Source organism: Proteus mirabilis ATCC 29906 (assembly GCF_000160755.1).
GTDB lineage: Bacteria > Pseudomonadota > Gammaproteobacteria > Enterobacterales > Enterobacteriaceae > Proteus > Proteus mirabilis.
Map to the genome: position 1 here is coordinate 83124 of NZ_GG668593.1, position 22033 is coordinate 105156.

A 22033-nucleotide genomic window follows, 5' to 3' on the forward strand; every position below is an offset into this window, starting at 1 on the left:
ATAAAAAAGGCCTAATATTTATTATGTTAGGCCTTTTTGCATTTTATTATCTAAACAGATAATGCGTTTATTTTGTGTTCACTAAAAGCGGTGAGCATATCGTCGATAAAAGTGAGTCGTTTTTCTCGATCGGTTAGGCTTATCATAAATTTCAATTTGGTAGGGCCATCTAAACGGAAGACACTCGGTTGCTCTTGCAATAAACCGATTAAATAAGTCGGGTCGACATTATTTTTTTCACCAAACTCAATAAAGCCACCTTTGTCATGGGCTTCAATGCGAGATATACCTAAACTCATGGCGCTTAATCGAATAGCCGCATTACGTAATAAGTTGCGTCCTGCATCAGGTAAGGTGCCGAATCTATCAATAAGCTCTGCCCTTAGATCATTAAGTTCATTTAAGTCTTTGGCACTGGCAATACGTTTATAGAAAGAGAGTCTTACATTGACATCAGGAATATAGTCATCGGGCAATAGCACCGGCATTCTTAATTCAATTTCGGTTTGCTGATTGGTCAGATCTTCTAATGATGGCTCTCGACCCTCTTTTAATGCTTCAACTGCACTTTCTAGTAACTCCATATATAAAGAGAAGCCAACGGTATTCATTTGACCGCTTTGCTCTTCACCTAATAACTCTCCCGCACCACGAATTTCTAGATCATGTGTGGCTAAAGCAAAACCTGCGCCGAGATCTTCTAGGGAGGCAATCGCTTCTAAGCGTTTATGGGCATCTTTAGTCATTGCTTTGGGATGAGGGGTTAATAGATAAGCATAGGCTTGATGGTGAGAGCGACCAACGCGTCCACGTAATTGGTGTAGCTGTGCTAAACCAAAGTGATCAGCACGTTCAATAATAATGGTATTGGCACTCGGAATATCAATACCCGTTTCTATAATGGTGGTGCAGAGCAATACATTAAATCGTTGATGGTGAAAATCGTTCATCACACGTTCAAGCTCACGTTCACGCATTTGCCCATGGCCAATACCAATACGAGCTTCAGGTACTAACTGTGCTAGCCTATCACGCGCTTTCTCTATATTTTCAACATCGTTATATAAATAGTACACTTGCCCGCCACGTAATGTTTCACGCAAGATAGCCTCTCTAACAACCAGATCATCATATTCGCGGACAAATGTTTTAACGGATAAACGGCGAGCGGGTGGGGTGGCAATAATTGACAGATCACGCATACCACTCATCGCCATATTTAGCGTACGAGGAATAGGGGTGGCCGTTAAGGTTAATATATCGACATTGGCACGCATTGCTTTAATACGCTCTTTATGACGTACACCGAAGCGATGCTCCTCATCAACAATTAATAACCCTAAGTCTTTCCATTGAATGCCCGGTTGTAATAATTTATGTGTACCAATAACGATATCAATGGTGCCTTCTGCTAATTTTTCGGTGATCTGCTGTTGCTCTTTGGCACTACGAAAACGTGAGATCATCTCAATATTGACCGGCCAGTTAGCAAAGCGATCACGAAAGTTTTCAAAGTGTTGTTGAGCCAGTAGGGTAGTAGGCACCAAAATAGCCACTTGCTTATTGTTGCTTATTGCAAGAAATGCCGCACGCATAGCAACTTCTGTCTTACCAAAACCAACATCACCACATACTAACCTATCCATTGCAATGGCTTGGCACATATCACTTAATACGGCATTAATTGCCATCTCTTGATCGGGTGTGGTTTCAAAGGGGAAGCTTTGGCGGAAAGTGTGATATTGTTCTTTATCTAATTTAAACGCAAAACCAGATTTAACGGCTCGTTGAGCGTAGACATCTAATAATTCCGCCGCCACATCACGCACTTTTTCAGCTGCTTTTTGGCGCGCACGAGTCCAAGCATCACCCCCTAATTTATGAAGAGGCGCATTTTCATCCGCCCCACCAGAGTAGCGACTGATCAAATGCAGTGACGAAACAGGAACATAGAGTTTGTCATCTCCCGCATACGAGAGGATCAAGTACTCTGCTTTTACGCCACCCGCTTCTAAGGTGGTCATACCTTGATAACGACCCACCCCATGCTGAAGATGGACAACAGGTTGTCCGGGACTTAATTCTGCCAGATTGCGGATCAGTGTATCGGTATTGATGGTGCGACGATTATCTTGACGGCGACGGTGGACTCGCTCACCTAACATATCATTTTCGCAGATCAGCGCTAACTGACGATAATTGTCAATAAAGCCATGCTCTGCAGAGCCAATAATAAAATAACACCCTTTCTCTTTAGCATCCGCTAATTCAATAATTTGTTTGGGGGCAATTTTAATTCTAGATAAGAGCTCTTGAACGGTTTCCCGCCGGCCTTCACTTTCAACCGAAAAAACAATACTGCCAGAAAATTGCTCTTGGAAACGGCGTAGATTATCAAGCGGTGATTTACTTTGTGCATTGACTGATAAATCAGGCAGTGGTTGATAACCTAAATTGGTATAACCCGCTTTTTCCGGCAGTGCTTGCGTTTTAAGTTGAATACGTGGCCACTGTTTTAACTGTTGATTGAGCGTTTCGACATTAAGCCAAATATCATCTGGTGGCAGTAATGGCCGCATGGGATCAACACGACGGCTTTCATAACGTTGGTTGATATCTTGCCAAAATTTATCAGCGCAATCTTGCAGATCTTGCGTCACAATTAAGGTGTTTTGTGGGAAATAAGCAAATAAATTGGATAATGGCTGACTAAAAAAGAGCGGTTGCCAGTATTCAATCCCTGCGGGTAATACTTGCTTACTTACTTGTTGATAGATATGTTCAGGATCACGTCTTACTTCAAAACGTTCACGCCATTGGCTACGAAAGAGTTCAATCGCATTAGGATCAGTTGGAAACTCATGAGCCGGTAATAGTTTGATCTGCTCGACTTCTGTTAAGGTGCGTTGCGTATCAACATCAAAAGTTCTTAGGCTATCTATCTCATCATCAAAAAAGTCAATTCGATAAGGAAATTCACTGCCCATCGGGAATAGGTCAAGTAATGCGCCGCGTGTTGCATACTCGCCATGCTCTAACACTTGTTCTACATGACGATAACCCGCCTCATCAAATGTTTTGCGTAAATTGTCGCGAGAAAGTTGCTCTCCTTTACTCATTATTAATGCATGACTTGCGAGATAATCTGTTGGGCAGACTTTTTGCATTAACGTATTGACGGGTAAGATTAAAATTCCCTTGAGAAGTGATGGAATACGGTATAGCGTAGAAAGGCGGTTAGAGATTATTTCTTGATGGGGAGAAAAACTGTCGTAAGGCAATGTTTCCCAATCAGATAATGTCTCTACAGGATAATCACAAAACTGACGGATTTCATCTTGTAAACGCAGTGCATTTTGCATATCACGAGTGACAAGAACGACTAATCCAGCATGACGTTTGATGATTTCTGCACATTCTAGGGCGCAAGCGGCACCTGTCAGCTGACCCAGCTGGCGAGTATCCCCTTGTTTTACAGGAAGTTGATAACGATATTCTGAGGACATAAGCGTGTAATGTGAACTCTTGGTTGTAGTTAACTCCCAACACATCTTTAGCGACATCGCCAAAGCTTAAACTGGCGGGCAGGTTAAGATAAAAGAAAAAACCACAGTTTGGGAATAGAGTGGTTCCATTCAGTAAGACTACCCTTTATTATCCCTGAACACTTAGCATTAGCAACAGGAACAGCACAGTTTTCATGTACAATTCTGTCTCATTTTTTATAGGGCTCCGTTATATGCGGGGTCGCGCAGTCGACAAATTTGGTCGATTCGTCTCATGGCTATCCGCTTTAGGGATTATGCTGGGTGTTGCGGCATTGATCACAGTGACTTCTGTGATGAATGGCTTTGAACGCTCATTACAAAACAGCATTTTGGCCTATATTCCACAAGCTGTTATCACAACACCCAATGGGCAGCTACCCAAACAAGATAGTACTGCACAAATGTTATTAAAACGAGAAGATGTTATCAATGTCGTTCCTTTAGTTGAAGGGGATGTGGTATTACAAAGTAAAGATAATATCGGTGTTGGCGTGATGTTAGGGATTGATAAAGCACAAGATGAACCCCTAACACAGTTTATTCGCTATGGCGATTTCTCGTTATTAAAACCGGGAGAATATGGTGTGATCCTCGGTAGTGGTTTAGCTAAACAGCTAAAAACCAAAGAAGGGGATAGCATTCGCCTTATTGTTCCCGGCGTAAGCCAACTCACCCCAATGGGCCGAGTGCCTAGCCAACGACTGTTTACTGTCAAAGGTATTTTCCAAAGTGGCGGTGATGCTGATGCTTCTCAACTTCTAGTCAATCAACAAGATGCGGCGCGTTTGATGCGCTATCAACCCGGCAATATTACCGGATGGCGTCTATTCTTCTCAACCCCCCTTAATATTGAAAAATACAGTGCTGAACCTTTGCCAGCAGGTTTAAGTTGGAAAGATTGGCGTGAACGAAAGGGCGAATTTTTCCAAGCAGTGAAAATGGAAAAAAATATGATGGGCTTATTATTAAGCCTAATTATTGCGGTCGCCGCGTTTAATATTATTACTTCGCTTTCATTACTGGTGATGGAAAAACAAGGTGAAGTGGCAATATTACAAACCATGGGCTTAAAGCGTTCACAGATAATGTCTATTTTTATGCTACAAGGAGCAGGTGCCGGTATTTTAGGTGCTATTGCCGGAGGTTTGTTAGGGGCGTTACTATCAAGCCAACTAAATGTGATTATGCCTGCGGTAGGGCTTATTCCTCATGGGGTAGAATTACCCGCGACTTTAGAGTGGAGCCGAGTCTTTATGATTGGTTTTGCCGCTATTGTGATTTCATTATTATCGACTTTATACCCGTCTTGGCGGGCCGCAACTATTCAGCCAGCAGAGGCGCTACGTTATGAGTAATACCCCTTTATTACAATGTCATGCACTTTGTAAGCAGTATCAAGATGGTGCTATTTCAACACAAGTCTTAAAATCCGTCTCTTTCGCGATCAATCAAGGTGATTTTATGGCGATTGTCGGCAGCTCAGGTTCAGGTAAAAGTACCCTATTACATTTATTGGGTGGTTTAGACTCTCCAACCTCAGGTGAAGTGATATTTAAAGGGCAATCGCTCAATAAATTAACTTCAACGGCAAAGGCGGATTTACGTAATACTCAATTGGGTTTTATCTACCAATTCCACCATTTGTTACCTGATTTTACTGCATTAGAAAATGTTGCAATGCCTTTAATGATTGGTGGAATGAGTGCAGTAAAGGCCAAACAGAAAGCGATGTCTTTACTTGATGCCGTAGGATTAACTGCTCGTGCGCATCATCGTCCTTCTGAGTTATCTGGGGGAGAAAGACAACGTGTTGCTATTGCTAGAGCCTTAGTAAACGATCCGGCGTTAGTTTTAGCCGATGAGCCGACAGGTAATCTTGAACCAAAAAAATGCGGAAGGTATTTTCGAATTACTCATGAAATTAAATAAAGAAAAGAAAACTGCCTTTTTGGTTGTTACTCATGATTTATCTCTCGCGGCACGCTTTCAACGTCAACTTGAAATGAAAGATGGTCAATTAGAGTCTCAAGAAGCGATTTCAGGAGTGGAATAATGGCGCAGTTGCCACTTGCTTTAGTTACCGCATTACGTTTTTCAAAAGGACGAAAACGTGCTGGTATGGTGTCATTAATTTCGATTATCTCAACGCTGGGCATTATGTTGGGTGTAGCGGTATTGATTATCGGATTAAGTGCCATGAACGGTTTTGAACGTGAATTAAAAAACCGCATTCTTTCTGTGGTTCCCCATGGACAAATTTATTCGGTAGAACAACCCTTTATATCTTGGCAACCGGCACTATCTCGGATTGAAAATACTGAGGGTGTTGTTGCTGCTGCCCCCTATATTTTATTAACCGGATTACTTGAAAAAGGAACCGAATTAAAAGCGGTACAAGTGATGGGGGTTGAACCGAATAAACAAAGTGATATCAGTTTATTACCGAGCTATGTGCAAAATAATGCATGGCAACATTTTCAAGCGGGTCAACAACAAATCATTATTGGTCAAGGTGTTGCCGATGCCTTAAAAATCAAACAAGGTGATTGGTTAACTATTCTGATCCCTAACAATGATGATCCGAAAAAGCTATTACAACCTAAACGCATTCGTTTACAAGTCAGTGGTATATTTAAACTCAGTGGTATGCTCGATCACCAATTAGCGTTAATTCCATTGGCAGATGCGCAACAGTATCTTGATTACGGCAAAGGAATTACGGGTATTGAAGTGAAAACAAGCGATCCATTTCTAGCTAATGAAATTATTCATAATGCAGGCTTAAATAGCCAAGCCTATGTTTATGCTAAAAGCTGGATCAGCGATTATGGTTATATGTATAGCGATATTCAGATGATCCGCAGCATTATGTACCTCTCAATGATTTTAGTGATTGGGGTTGCTTGTTTTAATATTGTCTCGACGCTGATTATGGCGGTAAGAGATAAGAGCGGAGATATTGCTATTTTACGAACGTTAGGTGCAAGGGATAGCCATATTCGCAATATTTTCTTATGGTACGGACTGTTGTCAGGCATGATCGGATGCGTGGCCGGTGTTATTATGGGGGGAGTCGTCTCACTAAATTTAACCCCTATTGTCTCGGTAATTGAATCCATGACAGGGCATAGTGTGTTATCAGGAGATGTCTATTTTGTCGATTTCTTACCTTCAGAAATACATGCAATTGATGTTTTCTCCGTATTTTTGACGACGGTTATTTTGAGTTTGATTGCCAGTTGGTATCCTGCTCGTCGAGCAACTAAACTCGATCCTGCTAGAATTTTAAGTGGACAGTAAGTTTATTGACATAAAATGGATATAAACGGAAATAAGACAGTAAAGTTATCAATTTTTATTGATTGTTAAATATAAAAACCAAGGATTGCCATGATGAAACTTAAACTTCGTCATCGTCGGCTTAGGAAGTTTCGTAAGATAAAAAGTTTACGTAGACAACACTCACGTTGTCGTTATTTTCATTTAACCCATAAAACGGAACATGAAATGAATTTACCCAAAGTAGTGGTGCTAACCGGGGCGGGCATTTCGGCTGAATCAGGTATAAAAACCTTTCGATCAGAAGATGGATTGTGGGAAGAGCATCGCGTTGAAGATGTGGCAACGCCAGAGGGATATCACCGCAACCCTAAGCTGGTTCAGCAGTTTTACAATGAGCGCCGTCGTCAATTACAACAACCCTCAATTCAACCTAATGAAGCACATTATGCATTAGCAAAACTTGAGCAATATCTTGGAAAGGACAATTTCCTGCTGGTCACGCAGAATATTGATAACTTACATGAAAAAGCAGGGAGTAAACATATTCTCCATATGCATGGTGAGTTATTGAAAGTCCGCTGTCCGCAATCAGGTCAAGTTTTTGAATGGAAAGGGGATTTATCAACGACAGATTATTGCCATTGTTGCCAATTTCCCTCTCCTCTACGTCCACATATTGTTTGGTTTGGCGAAATGCCAATCGGCATGGATGAAATTTATCACGCTTTAGCACAGGCAGATCTCTTTATCGCTATTGGCACTTCGGGGAATGTCTATCCTGCTGCTGGGTTTGTCCATGAAGCACGGTTAACAGGGGCTCACACGGTTGAGCTTAACCTTGAACCTAGCTTAGTGGAGAGTGAGTTTGAAGAAAAACATTATGGCCCCGCAAGCCAAGTGGTTGATGCATATGTCCATAAATTGTTTGATTTAATTAATGATCCTAAAGCTGATTTGACGCAATAATTATTTTATAGAGTTCCCTATTATTGTTATTAGAGAGATTTAGGGGGCAAAATGGATAAATTATTAGAACGGTTTTTTGAATACATTAGTTTTGATACACAATCGAAACCATCATCGAAAATGTCACCAAGTAGCGATGGTCAGCTAAAATTAGCGAAGGCACTGGTACAAGAATTAAAAAAACTGGGTTTTTCTGATGTGACACTCAGTGATAAAGGATGCGTTATGGCGAGTTTGCCCTCTAACGTATCTTGGCCTGTACCTGTTATTGGCTTTATTTCCCATCTTGATACTTCACCTGATTTTTCAGGTAAACATGTAAAACCTCAAGTGCTTGAAGATTACCGTGGTGGTGATATCGCGCTAGGTATTGGTGATGAAGTATTATCACCGGTTATGTTTCCAATTTTACACTCAATGATTGGTAAAACATTAATTACAACGGATGGTAAAACTCTATTAGGTGCTGATGATAAAGCCGGTATCGCAGAGATAGTCACTGCGATGGTACGTTTAAAAGCACAAAATCGACCTCATGGTGATATCCGTATTGCATTTACGCCGGATGAAGAGATAGGGCGTGGTGCACATTATGTCGACCTAAAAGCATTTGGTGCTAACTGGGCATATACCGTTGATGGTGGTGGTGTGGGCGAATTGGAATATGAAAATTTCAATGCCGCTTCTGTGAGTATTAAAATCGTTGGTAATAATGTTCATCCCGGTAGTGCCAAAGGCGTGATGGTAAATGCGTTAGGACTCGCTTCGCGTATTCACCAAGAATTACCTGTTGAAGAGACCCCTGAAAACACAGAAGGCTATGAAGGTTTTTATCACCTACAAAGTATTAAAGGTACGGTGGAAAGAGCCGAAATGCACTATATTATTCGTGATTTTGATCGCAATCAGTTTGAAAAGCGTAAACAAAACATGATCACGATTGCTGAAAAAGTAGGTAAAGGTCTACATCCTGATTGCTATATTGAACTAACTATTGATGATAGCTACTACAATATGCATGATAAAGTGGTTCAGTATCCACATGTTATTGATATTGCAAAACAAGCAATGATTGATTGTGATATTGAACCTGATATTAAGCCTATTCGTGGTGGTACAGACGGTGCTCAACTCTCTTACCGCGGATTACCTTGCCCAAATATCTTCACGGGTGGGTATAATTTTCATGGCAAACATGAATTTATCTCTTTAGAAGGTATGGAAGCCGCAGTAAGTGTTATTATGCGAATTGCTGAAATTACTGCCGAAAGAGAAAAAGCAAAAGTTATTTGTTAATAGAGCAGTTATGTAAAATAATTGCCCCATAATAGCCGACAATCTCGGCTATTATTTTATCTTTGTCTTTTAAATATAGGTTTTTTTTCATATTATTTAAAATTAAACTTTAAAAATAAGTTTGTTTTTTATAAGTTATTGGCCGATTATTTCAAATAATATTCTTTATAATCTAAATAAAATGATATAAGGATATTTGCGTAATGGCTGTACTCTCCAAAATAATAATAAAACAAACAAGATCAGAATGTCTGTGTAAAAAAATACCGATAACCAGTGATAATACTCTTAGTAAACAAGAGTATAAAGCATCGTTTATTATCGTTATCAGCTATTTTTTAATTACCCATCTTATTATATTTTCTTTATATTTATCAAATGATAAGCATACCTGGTTACTTTTAGGGCTACAGAGTGCGTTTTTTATCGTTTTGCCATGGTTATTTTATGGCACAAGAACGTTACTAAAAGAGGCGATGTATTATTTAATAAGATAACAGTTACTGTTTATTAACATAGTTAAAATAACACCCAGCTATAATTAGCTGGGTGTGTTTGTATAAAAATAGTTTATTTATACTTAATCTTCAAAATACCAATAGCCTTGGTTAACAAGATGCGTCAATAAGCGTATAAATTTTGGATCTGCTAAAGCATCACCTAAATGTTGTTTATCAATACAATCATATTGGCAAAGGGCATCTGCAGCTTCAATATGATGAGTATCCATTAATTCACCATTAACAAAGCAACTATCACCAACACGCAGTGCGCGAATACCGTTTAAACGATGAAGTTGTTCACCTTGTTGCAGTAAATCGTGGATCTCAGCATTTTCATATAAAGGTTCAGGAATGGCCAAGTCAAGTTCATGGCGAGATTGAGAAATAAACTCCCCAAACCAATGACGGAATACTTCGGGTTGGGCAAGTAAGTCTTCCATCATATCATGCAACTTATTTAATTCTTGATGCTGGACTAATGCCGGATTATCTCGAGGAGTAAGATCAGGATCACTGTAACGGTAGCTTCCTAAGTCATTTGCTAAAACATAGTCAGCAAAACCGCTAAATAGCTCTCGTGCATTAGGTGCTCTAAAGCCAACAGAATAGTTTAGTGATTCTTCAATGGCATAACCTTCATGAGGAAATCCAGGTGGAATATACAGAATATCACCCGGCTCTAATTCTTCATCGATAATGGCGTCAAAAGGATCAACTTGAAGTAAATCCGGGTGAGGGCAGTGCTGTTTCATTGGGATTTTCTCACCCACACGCCAACGACGACGACCTTGCCCTTGAATAATAAATACGTCATATTGATCAAGATGAGGACCCACACCGCCTCCGGGAACAGAGTAAGAGATCATCAAATCATCAATACGCCAATCGGGCAACACACGAAAAGGTTTCATCAATGCCGCACTTGGAAAATGCCAGTGATCGACCGCTTGAACTAATAACGACCAATCTTTATCGCCCAAACCTTCAAAGTGCTCAAAAGGCCCATGTTTAACTCCCCATTGCCCATCTTGACAACTCACAAGACGGCTATCCACTTCATCTTCCATTGCAAGACCCGCAAGTTCATCAGGAGATAAAGGATCAATAAAACCAGAGAAGCCGTTTTTGATTAATAAAGGACGTTTTTGCCAATGGCTTTCTAAAAATGATTGCCAATCTAAATTAAGTTTATAGTCCATTGTGTATTTCCTGAATTTGGGAAGCCTAAAAATATCATATAATGAATTACAACTTCCTGCTAAACATTCCTTGGTGCAATGTGAGTAATAACGAGTAATATACTGACAACTGCGTAGTTATCATACATCTCGCAATCTTATTGTGATAAGACCTAAATTAAATCAGCAATAATATAAGTTGATAGAGAAGAGCGTTACTCTATTTCAGTAGTGAGTTGTTGCTCAGCAAAGGTGACGATGAGTCTCGCCCCCCCTAATGGACTATCAGTAATGGTGATATCACCGTTATATTGCTCAATAATATCAACAGCAATTGATAATCCTAAGCCTTGTCCTGGGCGCAATGTATCTGCACGTGTACCACGCTGAAAAATAAGCTCCCTTTTTTCTGGGCTGACTCCTGGGCCATCATCATCTACGGTGATAATCACACAATTGTCATCATGACTTACATTGATCTCGACAAACTCTAAGCAGTACTTACAAGCATTATCAAGTACATTCCCCATGACTTCCATAAAATCATTCTTTTCACCTAACCACATCATTTCAGGGGAAACATTTAACGTTATATCAACGCCTTTGGATTGATAGACCTTATTAAGTGCACTACAAAGATTGTCAAGTAAGCCTGATAAAGAGTGGAGCTTGCGTGTTGTTATATCGTGATCGCCGTGAAGAGAAGCTCGATGTAAATAATAACCAACTTGCTGTGAAATTCGTTCAATTTGACTTTGCATAATTGGCTCAGCTTGTTCTATAGACATTTGTTTGCCAGCACGTAGAGCACGTAATGTTGATTGTAAAACAGCAAGGGGGGTTTTTAAGCTATGGGTCAGATCAGATAAACTGGTACGGTATTTACTATAACGGTTGCGTTCATTACGCAATAAAATGTTGAGATTATAAACTAATCCTTTGAGCTCTTTAGGAGGATTTTCATCTAAATTATCGCGAGTGCCTTTTTCCAACGCGCTGATCTGCTCAATAATGGATTTAATCGGCCTTAAACTCCAATGGGCTGCTAACCAAATTAATGGGATCACCAAAAGAAAATTAGCTAGTAATATATAGAGAAACCAATCCCAGACTCTACTTACATTTTGCAGACTTTGAGGAATAGGATCGATAACCGCAATGGATAGATAAGGCATATTATCCGCCGCAGGATAGTGATTAATAACCACGGAATGCGTTAAGGTATCATTACTTGAATATTCGTTGAGTTTTTTTAGATAGGCACGATATTGAGGCAGTTGCTGTAACATAAAACGTGTCGTTTTAACATTCACACTAATTTCAAATAAGCCTTCTTTATTGCGCCATTTTGGCGCGATACTGTTTGGGATCACCTGAGGTAAATCCGTTGGCGTCCATAGCACATTGCCTTTCTCGTCGAAAATAACCACCAGCGATGTGTTGTTGTTATTGAGGTTAGTCGGAAATTCAATCTGCAATTGCCCATCTTTCCATTGCGCTAAGCTATAGTAGAGATTACTTTGGCTACGCATTAGCATAAAAGTCGTTTTATCAAAACTGACAATAGAACCGACTATGGCAACCAAACCATAAGAGAGTGTCAGTGCTAAAATAATGGCGCTGGTGGCAAGTAAAAATCTTGTTCGTAAAGAGAAGGGCGAACGTTGTTTTTTACGCATATTAAGCTTTCATATCAAAACGATAACCTTGTCCACGTACAGTTACAATGACATCATTATCATATTTTTGGAGAATTTTTTTGCGCAGACGCCCCATAAGCACATCAATGGTATGACTTTCTCGCTGCTCTGCATCAGGATAAAGTTGGCGCATTAGCACATCTTTGCTCACCACTTTGTTTTGATTACGCATTAATGTTTCTAAAATAGTATATTCGAATGCAGTGAGCTTGATTTGCTCACCTAAGATCATGAACTCTTTACGTGATAAATCCAACTCAAAAGGGGCAATAGTCAGTATTTGTGATGCAATGCCCATGTTTCTTCGCATTAATGCCTGAACGCGTGCCACGATCTCTTCAAAATGAAAAGGCTTTGTCACATAATCATCAGCACCGGCATTTAATGCGGTCACTTTTTCCTGCCAGCTTTCTCGAGCCGTTAATACCATAATGGGAATAGTAATATTATTTTCCCGCCATCGACGAATAAGGCTGATACCATCTTCATCAGGAAGACCTAAATCAACAATGGCGACATCAGGTGTACTTTCTGCGATAAAGTGATCGGCTTCTTTCGCATCTTGTGCTGCATCAACTTGATGTCCTGCATCGCGAAACTGCACAGATAAATGATGGCGAAGTAAGATATTATCTTCAATAATTAAGATCCGCATATTCCACCTTGTGTACATCAGTAAAAATCAGTTGCTGTAAGAGAAATTAAGATAATGATAGTCAATCTAGCACTTAAAGAATACCGTAACGGACAATGTGTTTAAGTTATAGATAGTTTTTATCTTATTTAGGACGGGTCATCGATATAAAAAAAGGCAGAGATTATCTGCCTTTTAAGTATTGGATAAATTAATCTAATTTATCAACAAGTTGACTGGCAAAACCAATATAGCTTTCAGGTGTCATCGCTTTTAAGCGTGCTTTTTCTTGTTCTGGTAGCGCTAAACCGTCAATAAACACAATCATATCTTGTGCCGTGATCCGTTTACCACGAGTTAACTCTTTAAGTTTTTCATAAGGCTTTTCAATACCATAGCGACGCATAACCGTTTGGATTGGTTCAGCAAGAACTTCCCAGTTGCTATCTAACTCTTCACGAAGATGACTTTCATTAACTTCTAATTTATTTAAGCCTTTCATGGTTGATTGGTAAGCGATTAATGCATAACCGATACCGACACCTAGGTTACGTAGTACGGTTGAGTCAGTTAAATCACGTTGCCAACGCGAAACCGGTAATTTGCTGGAAAGGTGACCCATAACGGCATTAGCTAAACCTAAATTACCTTCAGAATTTTCAAAATCGATAGGATTCACTTTATGAGGCATTGTTGATGAGCCAATCTCACCGGCAATGGTCTTCTGTTTGAAGTGATTAAGAGCGATATAACCCCAAATATCACGGTCAAAATCAATTAAAATTGTATTAAAGCGGCTGATGCAATCAAAAAGCTCGGCAATATAGTCGTGTGGCTCAATTTGAGTAGTATATGGGTTCCATGTGATCCCCAATGAAGTAACAAATTCTTCACTAAATTGGTGCCAATCAACTTCAGGATAGGCAGCTAGGTGAGCATTATAGTTACCTACTGCACCATTAATTTTACCTAAAATTTCTACTTGAGTAAGTTGGCGATATTGACGCTCCATACGGTATGCAACGTTTGCAAACTCTTTTCCTACCGTTGAAGGTGTTGCCGGTTGTCCGTGAGTACGAGAGAGCAGGGGTAAATCACGATATGCTTGCGCCATTTTACTGATAGTATCAATAAGCTCGCGCCATGCTGGTAGTAGCACTTCTTGGCGTGCTGTTTCTAACATGATGGCATGGGATAAATTATTAATATCTTCAGAAGTACAAGCGAAGTGAATAAACTCAGAAACTTGCTGTAGTGCAGGGATAGCTGCCACTTTTTCTTTTAAGAAATATTCAACCGCTTTCACATCATGATTGGTGGTGCGCTCGATAGTTTTGATACGAGCAGCATCATCTTCATTGAAGTTAGCAACAATTGCATCAAGGTAATCGATTGCGTTTTGTTCAAAGGCGGGAACTTCTTTAATGTCGGTGCAAGATGCTAGCTTTTGTAGCCAGCGAACTTCTACCTGTACACGGAATTTCAAAAGACCGAATTCACTAAAAATAGTCCGTAACGACGAGGTTTTACTACCGTAACGACCGTCAATCGGTGAAATCGCTGTCAGCGAAGATAATTCCATTGTTGGCAACTCCCAGGTTGAATTTTAAAGTATTAACATTGAGCGAGAAAATCATCAGTTTGTCGTAAGATGGTTTTTTGATGGAGTAAAAAATCAAAACGGCGACCACCTACTTGACGCCAAAGTACGGCACTACGAAGACCTGTCAGAAGTAATCCACGAACTTTGGCTTGAATAATAGGGTTTTTAAGCAACTCAATCGAACCATTAACTTGAATTTTTGGCCCTACAGGGCTGACCGCATCACTATAAACGCCAGCGAGAGCATTAAATAATCCGTCAGAAAGCGGTTCAAAATAATTTTTTTGTCGTTCAAGTTGAGATATTTTTTGTGACAAATGCGAACTGTAATCGTTATTTTTGTTGATGATACGTTCAAGGTTAATCAGGCCTTGTTGATAAGTCATCAACTCAAACGTGAGTTTTTCTCTTCTTACCGCTTGATGGATAGCTTTTATGGTTTGAAAACCTAATTTCAAATGACTTATTTGATTACCATAAACATCCAAGGTTGAAGTTGGGTTGATATTAAAAATGCTGTTAACCATGACTTCAACATATTTCTCGTCTGCATTCCCTTGATAAGCAATTTGCTGAACAAGACGACTTGCCTGGCAGATACCTGCCAGTGCAAGGGTAATATCACGAAAATCTTTAGCCACATCTACTCCTGAATACGTGTTTCAATAATACCGCCACCTAAACAGACTTCGTCTTGATAGAAAACGGCCGATTGCCCCGGTGTAACAGCAGCAACAGGATAGTCAAAACGGACTTCAATTTTATCTTCATCTAATGGTGTTACTGTACACGGAATATCAGCTTGGCGATATCGTGTTTTCACCGTGCAACGAAAAGCTTCGGTAATAGGCTCTCTTGCGACCCAATGAAGTTGTTGAGCAATTAAGCCTACGGACATTAATCGAGGGTGTTCATGACCTTGTGCGACAATTAATATGTTATTTGCAACATCTTTATCGACTACATACCAAGGATCTTCGCTACCTTCTTTTGTGCCACCGATACCCAGACCTTTACGTTGACCTAAGGTGTGATACATCAACCCTTGATGTTCACCAATGGTTTCGCCATCTACGGTGACGATAGGACCCGGTTTGGCAGGTAAATAGCGCGATAAGAAATCAGTAAACTTGCGTTCACCGATAAAGCAGATCCCCGTAGAGTCTTTTTTCTTGGCGGTGGCTAAATCAAGCTTCTCGGCAATTTTTCTCACCTCAGGTTTTTCCATTTCACCGACAGGGAAAAGGCTTTGGGCGATTTGCTGATGACTTAATGTATATAAGAAGTAGCTTTGATCTTTGTTGTTATCAACACCGCGCAGTAATTGGCTTTTACCATCAATATCACGGCGACGAACATAGTGGCCCGTTGCAATATAGTCGGCCCCTAAATCTTCGGCTGCATATTCTAAAAATGCTTTAAATTTTATCTCTTTATTACATAGAATATCGGGATTAGGGGTGCGGCCAGCTTTATATTCAGATAAAAAGTGTTCAAATACATTATCCCAATATTCAGCGGCAAAATTGATAGTGTGAAGTTCTATGCCAAGCTTATCGCACACGGCTTGCGCGTCGGCAAGGTCGGCAGAAGCTGAGCAATATTCTGTATCGTCATCTTCTTCCCAGTTCTTCATAAACAGACCAACGACCTGATATCCCTGTTCCTTAAGAAGATAGGCTGAGACGGATGAATCTACGCCACCGGACATTCCAACGATGACTTTTTTTTGGCTGTTATCTGACATGAATGGATCTCACTGCGGAAAAATAAGCGCCATACTTTACCATATCACTATCAAGGGTGCATCAAACGAATACATTTTTTGCCTTCTTAACTATGAAAGTCATTGTTAAGAGGCAAATGTTGAACCAAAGCTATCCAGTAAAGAGAGTGGATAACGTTCATTTTGTTGATAACAAAGAATACTTTCTTTTACCAGCGGTGAACGTAATTGTTGGCTATTGATTATCTCTTGCGCGGTCACCCAGTAGCAGCCATTAATATCATCGTCATGTGGTTGTGTGGCTAATTGTTCTGGTGCTTCTATCAAAAATAAAAAACGCAAAAATGGCGTATTGTCCGGTGCCACCCACTGATGTAATTTCAAAAAATATTGTACCGGCAAGGTTAAACCGGTTTCTTCCCATAACTCTCGTTGTGCCGCTTGGATCAGGGTTTCATTTGCTTCTAAATGTCCTGCGGGTTGATTCCATGTGGCTTTGCCATTTACCGTTTCTTCAACAACTAAAAATTTATTGTTTGCATGAACAATACAAGCAACAGTGACATGTGGTTTAAACAAAATTAATCTCCTTCCATTGACCCGGTAATAGATTATCCAAGGTAATATTTCCCATGCTAAAACGAATTAAGCGTAATGTGGGATAACCAATATGGGCAGTCATACGTCTAACTTGGCGGTTTTTTCCTTCAAATAAAGTGATTTTTAACCAGCTAGTCGGAATAGATTGACGCTCTCTAATAGGTGGAAATCGCGTCCAAACCCACGTTGGCTGTTCTACCCTTTCAATTTTTGCAGGTAGTGTTTTCCCATCCTTTAGGTTAAGTCCTTCACGAAATTGTTGTAACGCTATCTCTGTGGGAATGCCTTCTACTTGAGCATAGTAGACTTTCCCTGTTTTTTTATTTGGTTGAGTTAATTTGGCCTGTAATTTGCCATCATTTGTTAATACTAACAGACCTTCACTATCTCTATCTAACCGTCCTGCCGCATAAATATCAGGAATGGGGATAAAATCTTTTAGCGTTTTTCTACCGCTGTCATCGGTAAATTGCACAAGGACATCGAAGGGTTTATTAAAGATAATCACTTTACGCTCACCTCTAGGGCGAGAAGGTTTTTTTTGTCCTGCTAGTGCGTGAGATTTGCGTAGTTTCGATCTATTGTTAAATTGATTTGCCATAGCTATTTTTTGTCAAAAATGGGAGATTGATTATACCTTAAAAGAGAAGCGATTGGCGTTAGCTGAATAATCAAGTAGTATTGACAGGTCTCTTACAAAAAATTAACAAAGCGTGCGCTTACATGAAAGGAGAGGTAAATGGAAAGCAAAGTAGTTGTTCCGGCTAATGGTGCTAAAATTACATTAGATGCTAAAGGTAAGCTTGTTGTTCCAAATAATCCGGTTATCCCTTATATCGAAGGGGATGGTATCGGTATCGATGTCACGCCAGCAATGTTAAAAGTTGTTGATGCAGCGGTTGAAAAAGCTTACGGCAATGAACGTAAGATTGAGTGGATGGAAGTCTACACCGGTGAAAAATCAACACAAATTTATGGTAAAGATGTTTGGCTGCCAGAAGAAACCTTAGATCTTATTCGTGAATATCGTGTTTCTATTAAAGGTCCTCTTACTACACCAGTAGGTGGTGGTATCCGTTCATTAAATGTGGCACTACGCCAACAACTCGACCTTTACGTTTGCCTGCGCCCAGTGCGTTATTACAAAGGCACTCCAAGCCCAGTAAAACACCCAGAACTGACGGATATGGTTATCTTCCGTGAAAACTCAGAAGATATCTATGCCGGTATTGAGTGGAAAGCCGGCTCAGCAGAAGCTGATAAAGTGATTAAGTTCCTGCAAGATGAAATGGGTGTAACCAAAATTCGCTTCCCACAAGATTGTGGTATCGGTATTAAGCCGTGTTCAGAAGAGGGGACTAAACGTTTAGTTCGCGCAGCGATTGAATATGCAATTGATAACGATCGCGACTCCGTTACATTGGTGCATAAAGGTAATATTATGAAATTTACCGAAGGTGCCTTTAAAGATTGGGGTTACGAATTAGCCCGTGAAGAATTTGGTGGTGAGCTGTTAGATGGTGGTCCTTGGGTTAAAATTAAGAACCCTAAATCAGGCAAAGATATTATTGTTAAAGATGTTATCGCAGATGCATTCTTACAACAAATCCTGTTACGCCCAGCCGAGTATGATGTTATCGCTTGTATGAACCTAAATGGCGACTATATTTCTGATGCATTAGCAGCACAAGTTGGTGGTATTGGGATTGCTCCTGGCGCTAATATTGGTGATGAGTGTGCATTATTTGAAGCGACTCACGGAACAGCACCAAAATATGCCGGACAAGATAAAGTTAACCCAGGCTCTATTATTCTCTCCGCGGAGATGATGCTACGCCATATGGGTTGGACAGAAGCCGCTGACTTAATCATTAAAGGTATGGAAGGCGCGATCGAAGCGAAGACCGTTACTTATGATTTTGAACGTCTAATGGACGGTGCTAAACTGCTGAAATGTAGCGAGTTTGGTGACGCGATTATCAAACATATGTAATTGTTGATTTGATAAATAGTTAACGGGAGCTTATTAGTTCCCGTTTTTTATTATCAATATTGAAACGGTTATCAAAAAGTTATCAAAACGAGTTATCAAAACCGCCTGAAATTTGAGCAATTAAATCACGATTTTTATCCAATCTTTCCCTCGATCATCATGGTATTTATCCGTTTGAATTTGGTTTTTATGACCCAGCAAATCTTTAGTGTTTATACCTTGTGCTCGATATAACCTTTCAGATAAAGAGCGCTGTTCGTGAAATGTTGCAGGTGTTCCTTCTCCCCAATCAATATCCGTTTTATTTCTCGCCTTTTTAAAGTTAGTCGTTAGTGTATTTGCTGTAACTTGTTCGCCACGTTTAGATTGTGAAGTGGTATGAAAATAATGAATAAGATAAGGGCTAATAACGCGATCACGACAACGAGCAACAACTTCACGTAATGACATATTTAATTGTTCAGAACGTAGTGATAATGGAATAGCTAATTTGGTGCCAGTTTTTTCTTGGATAATATGCAAATGATCATCCCAAATATCACTAAACTTCATTGCCGAGATATCACCTAATCGTTGGCCTGTAATAAGTGCAAGCAACATGGCATTGCCCATATAACGATGTTGTTTGTCAGCAATCTCAAATATCTTTTTCCATTCATCAAAATTAAGGCGTTGGCGAGTTACTTTTCGTTTCGGTTGTTTAGTGGCGAGGGCAGGGTTATAACCAGGAGGAACTTCACCTGCATGTTGTGCTTCTTTAAATACATCAATTAAAACAGAACGAATAACTTGTGCCATTCTGTGCTGGCCATTAGATTTATATTCATCAAGGATCCCAGCAATATCTCTGGCATCAACTGCGGGTAATGGTTTCATGGATAAGGCTTGCCTCATTAAATCGACTGGCTTCCTTTTTTGTTTATAGGTATTTGGCTTTATATCACCTTCTTTTAAACGCTCTTCTTGAATAGCCCAGTATTTATCTAACCAAGTATTAACCGTGATTTCTTTACCTTTAATTTTTGCCACTCGATCACTAATAGCCATAACTTGTCGGCTTCGTTGTTCTGCTAATCTTGTATTAGCTTCAATGGCTATTGCTTTCGCCTCGGCTTCATTGTCACCGAGGGCATGATATTTACCTGTTACAGGATGGCGATAACGCCAATAAACCTTGCTGGATTTACGACTAAGTAATGGGTAAAGATTAGGAATATTGACGTTATTTTTACGAGGTCTGGCAGCCATCTTTGAGGATCCTCTGTAAAATAAGGTTATCGTTGTTATTGATAACCGGTGATGTCAAATTACCGACAAGGTCGGCATCTTCTCTCACGCGCCAAATGCCACCTTCTTTCCTTGCTGGTGGGTAGAACAGGCCACCACGAGCATATCGTTGTAGCGTTCCTAACTTTGGTGGACGACTTTTATATCTTTCTTGCGCCCACTCCTCTAAAGTCAACATTTGCATATTTTTCTCTCCACACTGTCCGTACACAGTTTAAATAGATATTAGTCAATGCTGGTGGTTATTAGCCCTTTTTCTCTTTATAAAGTTCATTAAAACGGCGTAAGAATAGGGATTTTGCTTGTCGAGGGGTTAGCGGGGTGACAGCAAAATCGCTAGCTGGAATACCTTCAAGCATTAACCAGTTACTACCTGCATCAATGTCTAAATCACGCTTTTCTGTGGCTAACATCACTAGGTCTGCAAAATGGACTTCATCAGATATATTTTCAGGTAACCCAAACTTTTTGCGGATCATTTTTTCCACACGCAATTCAATTAATTTATATTCAGGCAATAACTTTTTAAGTGGTGACGGTAGGTCTTTGACATAAGCTTCACTGGCATCATGAAGTAGGGCCTCTAAAGCAAATTCAGGTGCAACTAAATAACTTGCATATACAGAATGCTGAGCAACAGAATAGAAATTATCAATCTGTCCATTAAAGCGACACTCATTAGCTAAACCTGTCGCAATATCTTGAATGTCTATATCTTCGATCCGTACATCTAGGTAATAGAAATGTTTATTTGTTGCTGTTGCAATATAAGACATTATTCTCTCCACACAATTTACAAATGCCACCAAGTTAGTGGCATTTGTGCGATTAATTACGCTGAAAATTTACCAATGAATGTTTCGATTTTGCTTTCATTGAATTCATTGCAAAGCATATCTCGAAACTCTTGAGCGATTTGTTCTTCAAGTTTTTCAAGTTGAATGATTCGAAGAACTAAAACGGGAATATCATCACCAGTGAGTACGCTATAACGTAATTTAATGCTACGTTCTTTTAATTCGTCATAAGGAGTACAAGTAAACTGGAATGTAGCAGGCATAATGTCTTTGCTTCTTGCTTCAACATTTTCTAACACTGAGCGTTTAGCACTAAAATCAGCATTTTCATGTTCAGCAGAGCGTGTTGATTCAATCGTAATACGACGAACAGCAGAAATAGCTTGTTTGATATCTAAAACATTACCGTCAGCATCAAATGCCATTAAATAATCGTGCCAATCTTCTAACCACTCGGCTAATTGTTTTTGACGATATTTAACACCATCCATTTTTAATAATGCTGTGAATGGGGCGGTTTGTTTTAATTTCACAATAGCAGTGTTATCAGCATGACCTGCTTTACCTATTGTGCCGAGATTAAAAATAGTTTCGGCACTCATTTCATCGGCATCAATAAAGCAGCTAACACCTTCATCAATTGCATTCTTGATTGAGTATTTAACAAAGTCGCTGATACTGGTTGTTTTCATTTCCCCGCGAAAACGGAAACGACCTTCTTGTAAATTTTCTAAACTACTTACTTTAAAGTCATTCGGAAGCACAATCGCTGGACAAAGAGATTTTTCTATTGCTTCGAGGCTTAATGAAGCCACGGTCATATCTTGAATTTGCGAAATAGCATTACCGTCTAATTGAGACATGAGTAGACTCCTACTTATTTAAAAGTATTAAATTAAATGGATAGGTTTAATTAAAAA

At 39.7% G+C, this 22033-nt stretch carries 18 protein-coding genes and 1 pseudogene; 6 read left to right on the forward strand and 13 right to left on the reverse strand.

Going from position 1 to position 22033, the window contains the following annotated elements; genetic code table 11:
* Window positions 1-50: 50 nt before the first annotated feature.
* Window positions 51-3506 (reverse strand): transcription-repair coupling factor, encoded by a 3456-nt coding sequence (gene mfd / locus HMPREF0693_RS18000; RefSeq protein WP_004247103.1) that lies wholly within the window; start codon window positions 3504-3506, stop codon window positions 51-53.
* A gap of 194 nt (window positions 3507-3700) precedes the next feature.
* Between mfd and lolC the strand changes: the two genes are divergently transcribed.
* The 5 genes and pseudogenes from lolC (at window position 3701) to pepT (ending at window position 9092) form a co-directional block, all read left to right on the forward strand.
* Complete coding sequence (gene lolC, locus HMPREF0693_RS18005) at window positions 3701-4903, forward strand: lipoprotein-releasing ABC transporter permease subunit LolC (RefSeq protein WP_012367767.1); 1203 nt, start codon at window positions 3701-3703, stop codon at window positions 4901-4903.
* Window positions 4896-5601 (forward strand): annotated as a pseudogene (gene lolD, locus HMPREF0693_RS18010) (lipoprotein-releasing ABC transporter ATP-binding protein LolD). Before lolC ends, lolD begins: the two are co-directional and overlap by 8 nt.
* Window positions 5601-6848 carry a lipoprotein-releasing ABC transporter permease subunit LolE gene (lolE, locus tag HMPREF0693_RS18015; RefSeq protein WP_004247109.1) on the forward strand — a complete coding sequence of 416 codons (1248 nt, stop codon included), beginning with the start codon at window positions 5601-5603 and terminating at the stop codon, window positions 6846-6848. Before lolD ends, lolE begins: the two are co-directional and overlap by 1 nt.
* A 90-nt stretch (window positions 6849-6938) precedes the next feature.
* Window positions 6939-7796 (forward strand): Sir2 family NAD+-dependent deacetylase, encoded by an 858-nt coding sequence (gene cobB, locus HMPREF0693_RS18020; protein ID WP_004247834.1) that lies wholly within the window; start codon window positions 6939-6941, stop codon window positions 7794-7796.
* Window positions 7797-7847: 51 nt separating this feature from the next.
* The gene (pepT, locus tag HMPREF0693_RS18025; RefSeq protein ID WP_004247111.1) at window positions 7848-9092 is read left to right on the forward strand and encodes a peptidase T; all 1245 of its coding nucleotides are present in this window, start codon (window positions 7848-7850) and stop codon (window positions 9090-9092) included.
* A 580-nt stretch (window positions 9093-9672) separates the two neighbouring features.
* On the opposite strand, the gene HMPREF0693_RS18035 is transcribed toward pepT, so the two are convergent.
* From HMPREF0693_RS18035 to rluE, 8 genes are all read right to left on the reverse strand, one after another.
* A complete protein-coding gene (locus HMPREF0693_RS18035; protein ID WP_004247112.1) occupies window positions 9673-10794 on the reverse strand; it encodes a ribosomal protein uL16 3-hydroxylase in 1122 nt (373 codons plus the stop codon).
* A gap of 194 nt (window positions 10795-10988) precedes the next feature.
* On the reverse strand, window positions 10989-12452 hold the full coding sequence (gene phoQ / locus HMPREF0693_RS18040; RefSeq protein ID WP_004247113.1) for a two-component system sensor histidine kinase PhoQ: 1464 nt from the start codon (window positions 12450-12452) through the stop codon (window positions 10989-10991).
* Between the two features lies 1 nt (window position 12453).
* Window positions 12454-13128 carry a two-component system response regulator PhoP gene (gene phoP, locus HMPREF0693_RS18045; protein WP_004247114.1) on the reverse strand — a complete coding sequence of 225 codons (675 nt, stop codon included), beginning with the start codon at window positions 13126-13128 and terminating at the stop codon, window positions 12454-12456.
* A 190-nt stretch (window positions 13129-13318) separates the two neighbouring features.
* Window positions 13319-14689, reverse strand: coding sequence for an adenylosuccinate lyase (gene purB / locus HMPREF0693_RS18050; protein ID WP_004247115.1), 1371 nt, complete (start codon window positions 14687-14689; stop codon window positions 13319-13321).
* 32 nt (window positions 14690-14721) lie between these two features.
* Window positions 14722-15351, reverse strand: a complete 630-nt coding sequence (gene hflD / locus HMPREF0693_RS18055) for a high frequency lysogenization protein HflD (protein WP_004247116.1) — start codon at window positions 15349-15351, stop codon at window positions 14722-14724.
* 2 nt (window positions 15352-15353) lie between these two features.
* On the reverse strand, window positions 15354-16457 hold the full coding sequence (mnmA, locus tag HMPREF0693_RS18060) for a tRNA 2-thiouridine(34) synthase MnmA (RefSeq protein WP_004247117.1): 1104 nt from the start codon (window positions 16455-16457) through the stop codon (window positions 15354-15356).
* Window positions 16458-16562: 105 nt separating this feature from the next.
* Entirely contained in the window at window positions 16563-17015 is a 453-nt protein-coding gene (locus tag HMPREF0693_RS18065; RefSeq protein WP_004247118.1) for an NUDIX hydrolase, read from the reverse strand.
* Window positions 17008-17637: a 23S rRNA pseudouridine(2457) synthase RluE gene (rluE, locus tag HMPREF0693_RS18070; RefSeq protein ID WP_004247119.1), complete on the reverse strand. Its 630-nt coding sequence runs from the start codon at window positions 17635-17637 to the stop codon at window positions 17008-17010. Before rluE ends, HMPREF0693_RS18065 begins: the two co-directional genes overlap by 8 nt.
* A 138-nt stretch (window positions 17638-17775) precedes the next feature.
* Between rluE and icd the strand changes: the two genes are divergently transcribed.
* A complete protein-coding gene (icd, locus tag HMPREF0693_RS18075) occupies window positions 17776-19029 on the forward strand; it encodes an NADP-dependent isocitrate dehydrogenase (protein WP_004247120.1) in 1254 nt (417 codons plus the stop codon).
* A 120-nt stretch (window positions 19030-19149) separates the two neighbouring features.
* Here icd and HMPREF0693_RS18080 read toward each other — a convergent pair whose 3' ends face one another.
* From HMPREF0693_RS18080 to HMPREF0693_RS18095, 4 genes are all read right to left on the reverse strand, one after another.
* On the reverse strand, window positions 19150-20277 hold the full coding sequence (locus HMPREF0693_RS18080) for a site-specific integrase (protein WP_004247122.1): 1128 nt from the start codon (window positions 20275-20277) through the stop codon (window positions 19150-19152).
* Window positions 20258-20500, reverse strand: coding sequence for an excisionase (locus HMPREF0693_RS18085; protein WP_004251672.1), 243 nt, complete (start codon window positions 20498-20500; stop codon window positions 20258-20260). The genes HMPREF0693_RS18080 and HMPREF0693_RS18085 overlap by 20 nt, the downstream gene beginning before the upstream one ends.
* A gap of 61 nt (window positions 20501-20561) precedes the next feature.
* Entirely contained in the window at window positions 20562-21092 is a 531-nt protein-coding gene (locus tag HMPREF0693_RS18090; RefSeq protein ID WP_004247124.1) for a hypothetical protein, read from the reverse strand.
* 56 nt (window positions 21093-21148) lie between these two features.
* The gene (locus tag HMPREF0693_RS18095) at window positions 21149-21976 is read right to left on the reverse strand and encodes a YfdQ family protein (protein WP_004247125.1); all 828 of its coding nucleotides are present in this window, start codon (window positions 21974-21976) and stop codon (window positions 21149-21151) included.
* Window positions 21977-22033 lie beyond the last annotated feature (57 nt).